Genomic DNA, 7,415 nt, shown 5'->3' on the forward strand with positions numbered 1-7,415 from the left:
AAACAGGCAACCCATTTTTGACTTTAAACAGTCATATTGACGTGTATTAATCGTCGATACTTTAATCATAATAATTAGGATGTGTTTACCATGGCTAACTACTTCAACACTTTACCGCTACGCGAGCAATTGGCTCAATTAGCAAAATGTCGTTTTATGTCTATGAGCGAGTTCGACGATGGCGTCGACGCACTTAAAGGCAAAAAAATTGTTGTTATTGGTTGTGGTGCTCAAGGTCTTAACCAAGGTTTGAACTTACGCGACAGCGGTCTAGATGTGTCTTACACATTGCGTGCAGCAGCGATTGCTGAAAAACGTCAGTCTTGGAAAAATGCGACTGAAAACGGTTTTGTTGTAGGCACTTATGAAGAACTTATCCCGACTGCAGACGTGGTTCTTAACCTAACGCCTGATAAGCAACACACTCCAGTTGTGAAAACGGTTATGCCTCTTATGAAACAAGGCGCTTGCTTATCTTACTCTCACGGCTTCAACATCGTAGAAGAAGGCATGCAGATCCGCGAAGACCTTACCGTAATCATGGTTGCACCTAAGTGCCCAGGTTCTGAAGTTCGCGCTGAATATGTTCGTGGTTTTGGTGTTCCAACGCTTATCGCTGTTCACGAAGACAACGATCCTAAAGGCGAAGGTCTTGCGCTAGCAAAAGCTTACGCGGTTGGTACTGGCGGTCATAAAGCTGGCGTTCTAATGTCTTCTTTCATCGCGGAAGTAAAATCTGACCTTATGGGTGAGCAAACTATCCTTTGTGGTATGTTGCAAACAGGTTCTATCCTTTGTTTCGACAAAATGATTGAAGAAGGCATCGACGCTGGTTACGCATCTCGTCTAATTCAATACGGTTGGGAAACAGTAACAGAAGCATTGAAATACGGCGGCGTGACTAACATGCTAGATCGTCTTTCTAACCCAGCTAAGATCAAAGCGTTTGACCTTTCTGAAGAACTTAAAGTTATCATGCGCCCTTTGTACAACAAGCACCAAGATGACATCATCAGTGGTCACTTCTCTCAAACTATGATGGAAGATTGGGCGAACGATGACAAAAACCTTCTAGGCTGGCGTGCAGAAACAGCAGAAACTAACTTCGAAAAAACACCTGCTGGCGACGTTGAAATTTCTGAACAAGAATTCTTCGACAATGGCATCTTGATGGTGGCTATGGTTAAAGCTGGTGTTGAATTGGCATTCGAAACAATGACTGCCGCTGGTATCGTTGCTGAGTCTGCTTACTACGAGTCACTACACGAAACTCCACTAATCGCGAACACAATCGCTCGTAAGAAACTTTACGAAATGAACGCGACTATCTCTGATACGGCAGAATACGGTTGTTACCTATACAACCACGCTTGCCTACCATTGCTAGCGGATTTCATGAAAGACATTAAAACTGACGTAATCGGTAAAGGTCTTTCTACAGACGACAACGGCGTAGACAACGCTCGCCTAATCGAAGTAAACGCAGCACTTCGCTCTCACCCAGTGGAAGCAATCGGCACTGTACTTCGTGGTCACATGGCTGACATGAAAAAAATCGTTTAATTTCTACTATTTGATTAGTACGAAAAATTAAGCCTCAAAAAGCTGAGTACATTTTTATAAAATGTCTCAGCTTTTTTGTTTGTCACATTATTACCACCACACTTGAGACGTCATTCTATGGACAACGCAATTCGTTTAGAAAAGGTAACGGTTAACTTCGATGATCGCTTCGCTCTGAGCGAGATTGATTGGACGATAGAAAAAAATCAACACTGGGTCATCACCGGCACCAATGGTTCTGGAAAATCGGCTTTAGCGGCTGTTTTGGCTGGTGTTGGAGATATTGAGAGTGGTGAAGTGTCTGGCTTACCGAGTCACGTCGGCTTAGTCTCTTTTGAAGCCCAAGCTGAGCTGATCGCCAAAGAACTGAAGAAAGACGACGCCGACATCATGGACGTTATTTCACTTGGCACACCAGTGCATGAAATGATTTTCGATAACTGTCAGGACCCTAAACTGGCACAAGAACTCGTTGAAAAATTTGGCTTAACGCCCCTGCTTAATCGTGCCTTTCGCAAGTTATCCACCGGCGAAACACGCAAAGTTATGTTGATTCGCGCTCTATCCAGCAAACCCAACTTGTTGATTTTAGATGAACCGTTTGATGGCTTAGACGCCGCCACATTGACCATGTTACAAGAACACCTGATCAGCATTGTTGACACGGTTCCTATGGTTCTAGTGCTCAACCGTTTTGATGAAATGCCAGACTTTATTACCCATGTAGCCTACATGGATAAAAGCGCGCTAGAATCAAAAAAAACGCCTAAAAACCGTTCTGAAAAGGCAGCGATCGAGTCAGGCAAACTCGCACTCACAGTCGATAAAAATAACGAGCAAGCCTTTCATGAGTTATACCAACTGCTGCATATAAAAACCACCGACCTCAGCGTGCCAGAAGCCGACCCAACGAACAAATTACCCGAATTAGACCCAAGCCAACCTCTGGTCAAGCTCAAACAAGCAACGATTAAATACGGCGATACCGTGATAGTCGACAAGCTCGATTGGACAATTGAACAAGGCCAACACTGGCAGCTTAGCGGCCCTAACGGCAGCGGTAAAACCTGTGTTTTGTCCTTGATCACGGGCGATCATCCTCAATGCTACACCAATGACATTTTCGTCTTCGGGTTCCAACGCGGCAACGGTGAAAGCATCTGGCAGATCAAGCAGTTCATCGGCTATGTTTCTACCGCATTACAATGGGAATATCGCGTCAGCACCAGTTGCCGTAACGTGATTATTTCTGGCTTTTTCGACAGCATCGGCATGTACTCAAAATCATCCGACAAGCAAAAAGCAATCGCCGATCAATGGCTCGAATTACTTGGCATGAAAGACCGCGCCAACCAGCCTTTTAACAAACTCTCCTACGGCGACCAACGATTACTACTCATCGCCCGCGCCATGGTCAAGCACCCGCCACTGCTCATTCTAGACGAACCTTGCCTTGGCTTAGACGACATGAACCGTCAGCTAGTTTTGGCGTTGATAGAAAAAATCTGTGAAGGCCAAGAAACCACCGTACTGTACGTCAACCACCACGCAGAAGATCAGATCAAAGGGATAGAGAACTACTTGGGATTGGTGAAAAACAGCTAGGTTTACAACTTCCAGAAACACAAAAGCCAACTCAATGTGAAGTGACCCCCAATAGTTGGACTATCCAATTACTGGGGGTCTTTTTATGTCCAAATACAACAGAACGTTTAAGTTAACATTAGCTAAACTTGCTCAATATGAAAGCTCGAGGGAGCTAGGTCGTAAATTCGGAGTGTCATCAGGGCAGATTCGCTACTGGTCATTAGTTTTTCAAATACATGGTGTTGAGAGCTTTCGTCATTATGGCCACCCTTATTCACCTCAGTTCAAACTAAACGCAATAAAATCTATGCAAGTAAATCAATGGTCTCTTGCTTACTGCTGTGCGTACTTTGATTTATCTTCTCCAGGTATTTTATTTCAATGGCGATCCCTTTATTCTCGTGAAGGTACTCTACGACTCACTTCACGAAAAAAAGGCATGCCTAACATGAACAACACTTCGACGACGCCAACACCCTCAGAACAAATGACAGAAAAAGAGCTGAGGGAAGAGTTAGAGTATTTACGTGCGGAGAATGCCGTTTTAAAAAAGTTAGATGCCTTGGCTCAAGCAAAAAAGAAAAAAGCAAAGAAAAGACTCTAGTAGTCAATGAGCTCAAGGCAGAGTTTAATTTATCCTGTTTACTTAAGGCGATAGGGTTACCTAAAAGTGTTTATTACTATCATCGTAAAAGACTGGTAGTTGATGAACCTAATGCAGGACTGAAGGCGCAAATACAAGCCCTTTACCATGAACATAAAGGTCGATATGGATACCGCAGAATCACGCTAGCGTTACGTTCAGCAGGTACTCTCATTAACGATAAGCGAGTCCAGCGTCTCATGAATGAGCTAGGACTCAAATCAAAAGTCAGACCGAAGCGATATAGGTCTTATAGAGGGCATGTTGGAAGAATAGCGCCAAACCTCGTTAATAGAGAGTTTATGGCAAATGTGCCTAACCAAAAATGGGTAACGGACGTCACTGAATTTAAAGTGGGGGATAAAAAGGTTTACCTGTCTCCTATTATTGATCTTTTTAACCGAGAAGTAGTGAGCTACGAAGTACGTCAGTCGGTGAAGCTCTCTTTAGTCACAGATATGTTGAAGAGCGCGATAGATAAGTTAAGCCAGCATGAAAAGCCCATTGTTCACTCAGATCAAGGTTGGCAATATCAGAATAAGCAGTATCAAAAGCAGCTTAGAGAACAAGGGTTAACACAAAGTATGTCACGAAAAGGAAATTGTCTAGATAATGCGGTTGCTGAGAGCTTCTTCGGTATACTGAAGACAGAAATGTTCCATGATGAAGTGTTTAAAAATGCCGATGATCTTATTGAAAAAATCAAAGAATACATCGATTATTACAATAACAAACGAATTAAGCAGAAACTAAAAGGCCTGAGTCCGATTGAATATCGAAAACAGGCCTTGGTAACCGCTTAGAAATGAGTCCAACTTTATGGGGTCACTTCAATGAGTTGGCTTTTTTAATTTTTCAGAATAATGTATTAGTGAATTACTTTTCTAGCGTTAAAAAGTAATCAAATATTTCTGGAACATTACCATTACCCATACCGGCGTCTACAGCTGCGTGTAGGTTTGCAGACGTTCCTTCAGCAATTTGCGCGCGCGTCCCCAAATCTTTAACCATTTCAAGAAAATAGCCCAGATCTTTATTAGCATTCGCAATTGAGAAACCTAAATCACTCACACCATCCACTGCATATTTTTTGCAGAACCCCATAAAAGGAGAGTTAGATGGGCCAGTCGACATAATGTCAAAAAGTTGCTGACGATCAACACCAGCTTGATCTGCTACAGCAAACGCCTGAGACATTGCAGTAACCGTCGTCATACCCATGAAGTTATTGATCAACTTAGTCGTGTGACCAGCCCCAAGAGCACCTAGATAAAAAATGTTCTCTCCTTGCATATCAAGAATAGGTTTTACCTTGTCAAAAGTCGCCTGATCCCCTGCTGCCATAATGTTCAGCAAGCCGTCTTTAGCGTGAGCTGGAGTACGACCCAATGGAGCATCAACCATTCCTGCGCCTTTCTTGGCAAGATCAGCACCAATTTTACGGGTAGAAGCCGGAATAGAAGTACCAAAATCAATCAGTACAGCGCCTTCTTTAATACCTGCTAAAATACCATCATCAGCGTAAACCACTTTCTCAACAACAGCGGATGTTGTCAGACAAAGCATTATGATGTCACAGGCTGCAGCCAACTCAGCCGCTGATGTTGCCTCAATAGCACCGCGCTGAACAACAGCAGCAACGGCTTCTTTATTAAGATCCATTACAATGGGCTCAAAACCTTTATTTTGTAAGTTTTCGACCATATTACGGCCCATAAGGCCAAGCCCGATGAATCCAATGATTGGTTTTGACATGAGTATCTCCTATTGAATTGAATTTATTTGTATTATTATATGCTTAATTATCGTTTAATAATATACAACTGTTAACCGTTACGCAATTATTTGAGCCATACCCCAATAATTAACGATAAAATGCCACGGCTCACTACAACATAGAGGCTTCTGATTAAGTCCAGGGACCTGTATCTAACGCATAAACGGGAAGGAAATAAAAATCGTTCCCAACGAGTATCTGAAATACAATCAGTACTCGTAACACTACATATAGTTATTTTTAAGTCATAAAGGCACATTAAATAAGCGTAATTGATAGTTCAGTCAAAGATATTAGAAGGGAGAAGCACTCTTAACAAAATAGAGGGATACTTCGTCTATCTTCAGCTACCTCGCCACAAGATAAGAAAAAACAATCCCCGCTTTTTACATAGCTTAAAATTAAAAAATGAGGGTGAGGGTTGGTGACACAGAAGATAGATTATTGTCTTAAGTGGCTGGCATTATTAGTTGAGTATCTCACCAATAATGTTTTTCGATTCAAAATCCAACGCAGAACTCTTTAGATTGATGCTTAGATATAACCTTCCATATGTATTATGGTTGGACAATTAATTCATCCTTATAAAAAGGTATGCTAATATTGTACCAATAAACTTAAAATGACTAATTCAAATTAGCAATCTGCTTGTGATACTAAGGACACCATGGCCAATAATTTTGCACTTATCTCAACTTCCACAAGAAGTTTACACATTCAGGTAGCTAGAAGTATTGCGCGCCGCATTCTGTCAGGGGAATTACCGCAAGGCTCTATTGCTCCTAATGAAATGACATTATGCGAGCAGTTTGGTGTTAGCCGAACAGCCCTTCGAGAAGCGATGAAACTCCTTACCTCCAAGGGCTTGCTTGAATCTAGACCAAAAATTGGTACTAAAATAGTAACAAGAGATCGCTGGAATTTTCTAGATCCTCAATTAATTGAATGGATGGATGGCCTAAGTGATCCCGAAGAGTTTTGCTCACAATTTCTAGGCTTAAGAAGAGCGGTCGAACCTGAAGCTTGTGCACTCGCTGCTGTCCATGCCACAGCAGAGCAAAGAATTGAGCTTTCGGAAATCTTTCAAAAAATGGTCAAAGTGACACAGAATTTTGATCAAGAAACGTGGACAAAAGTTGACCTGAGCTTTCATCAGCTCATTTTCAATTCAACCAATAATGACTTCTATTTACCTTTTGGAAATATTTTATCGACGATGTTTAAAACGTTTATAATACATTCTTCTAAAAATGGTGATGTTTGCTTGGATGAACACAGACACATCTATGAAGCAATTATGGCTGGAGATAGTGATAGAGCGCGATCAGCCTCACAAGATCACCTTCAATCCACTAAACATAGGCTCCCAGAAGAAGCCTAGTTTAAAAAAAGAGCATCTTATTTAGTCCGCAGTAATACTTATAAAAACCCATTATATTTTATAGTGGGTTTTTTATGTTAAATAAAAAACTACACTAACCCTAGATTAGACGTTAATAATATACCTATCATTAGAAACTTTATCCTGAGTTTTAAAATTCTTATTTTCCTCCTATCTTTGATCAAGAGCATGAACGTATATATACGTTAATTTTCATAAATTTAACTAGCAATCATTTAGTCCTAAATTCAGATAATAAGTGCGACACTGCAAATCAGGTGTAGAAGAAGCCAACTGCTGAAGTTGATACACTTCTTCTTACCACAGATAAAGCAGTACCAATATGAATTATCAGCAGTTGACCGAAGGCAAAAGATACCAGATTTCCGCTCTTTTAGGGCAAGAAATATCAGTGGCAAATATTGCACTCACCCTGAATTGTCATAGAACTACGATTTACCGTG

6 protein-coding genes and 1 pseudogene are annotated in these 7,415 nt (G+C 41.4%); 6 read left to right on the forward strand and 1 reads right to left on the reverse strand.

All coding sequences use genetic code 11. The annotated features are described in order from the left end of the window. Window positions 1-90: 90 nt before the first annotated feature. The 4 genes and pseudogenes from ilvC to E0D70_RS17510 all read left to right on the forward strand — a co-directional run. The gene (gene ilvC / locus E0D70_RS13870) at window positions 91-1,563 is read left to right on the forward strand and encodes a ketol-acid reductoisomerase (protein ID WP_133012886.1); all 1,473 of its coding nucleotides are present in this window, start codon (window positions 91-93) and stop codon (window positions 1,561-1,563) included. A gap of 117 nt (window positions 1,564-1,680) precedes the next feature. Continuing rightward, window positions 1,681-3,168, forward strand: coding sequence for a molybdate ABC transporter ATP-binding protein ModF (modF, locus tag E0D70_RS13875; protein WP_133012887.1), 1,488 nt, complete (start codon window positions 1,681-1,683; stop codon window positions 3,166-3,168). Between the two features lie 85 nt (window positions 3,169-3,253). Continuing rightward, window positions 3,254-3,754, forward strand: a complete 501-nt coding sequence (locus tag E0D70_RS13880) for a transposase (protein ID WP_133012888.1) — start codon at window positions 3,254-3,256, stop codon at window positions 3,752-3,754. Beyond that, a pseudogene (locus E0D70_RS17510) lies at window positions 3,754-4,596 on the forward strand (IS3 family transposase); the annotation flags it as partial. The gene E0D70_RS13880 and the pseudogene E0D70_RS17510, both read left to right, overlap by 1 nt. Before the next feature lie 73 nt (window positions 4,597-4,669). On the opposite strand, the gene E0D70_RS13890 reads toward E0D70_RS17510, so the two are convergent. Then, window positions 4,670-5,548, reverse strand: a complete 879-nt coding sequence (locus tag E0D70_RS13890; protein WP_133012890.1) for an NAD(P)-dependent oxidoreductase — start codon at window positions 5,546-5,548, stop codon at window positions 4,670-4,672. 689 nt (window positions 5,549-6,237) lie between these two features. Between E0D70_RS13890 and E0D70_RS13895 the strand changes: the two genes are divergently transcribed. Continuing rightward, the gene (locus E0D70_RS13895; protein WP_133012891.1) at window positions 6,238-6,951 is read left to right on the forward strand and encodes a FadR/GntR family transcriptional regulator; all 714 of its coding nucleotides are present in this window, start codon (window positions 6,238-6,240) and stop codon (window positions 6,949-6,951) included. A 343-nt stretch (window positions 6,952-7,294) separates the two neighbouring features. Then, window positions 7,295-7,415 (forward strand): helix-turn-helix domain-containing protein (locus tag E0D70_RS13900; RefSeq protein ID WP_165942912.1); only part of this gene is annotated, 121 nt, incomplete at its 3' end.

The sequence above is a fragment of the Marinomonas flavescens genome, assembly GCF_004352835.1.
Taxonomy (GTDB): domain Bacteria; phylum Pseudomonadota; class Gammaproteobacteria; order Pseudomonadales; family Marinomonadaceae; genus Marinomonas; species Marinomonas flavescens.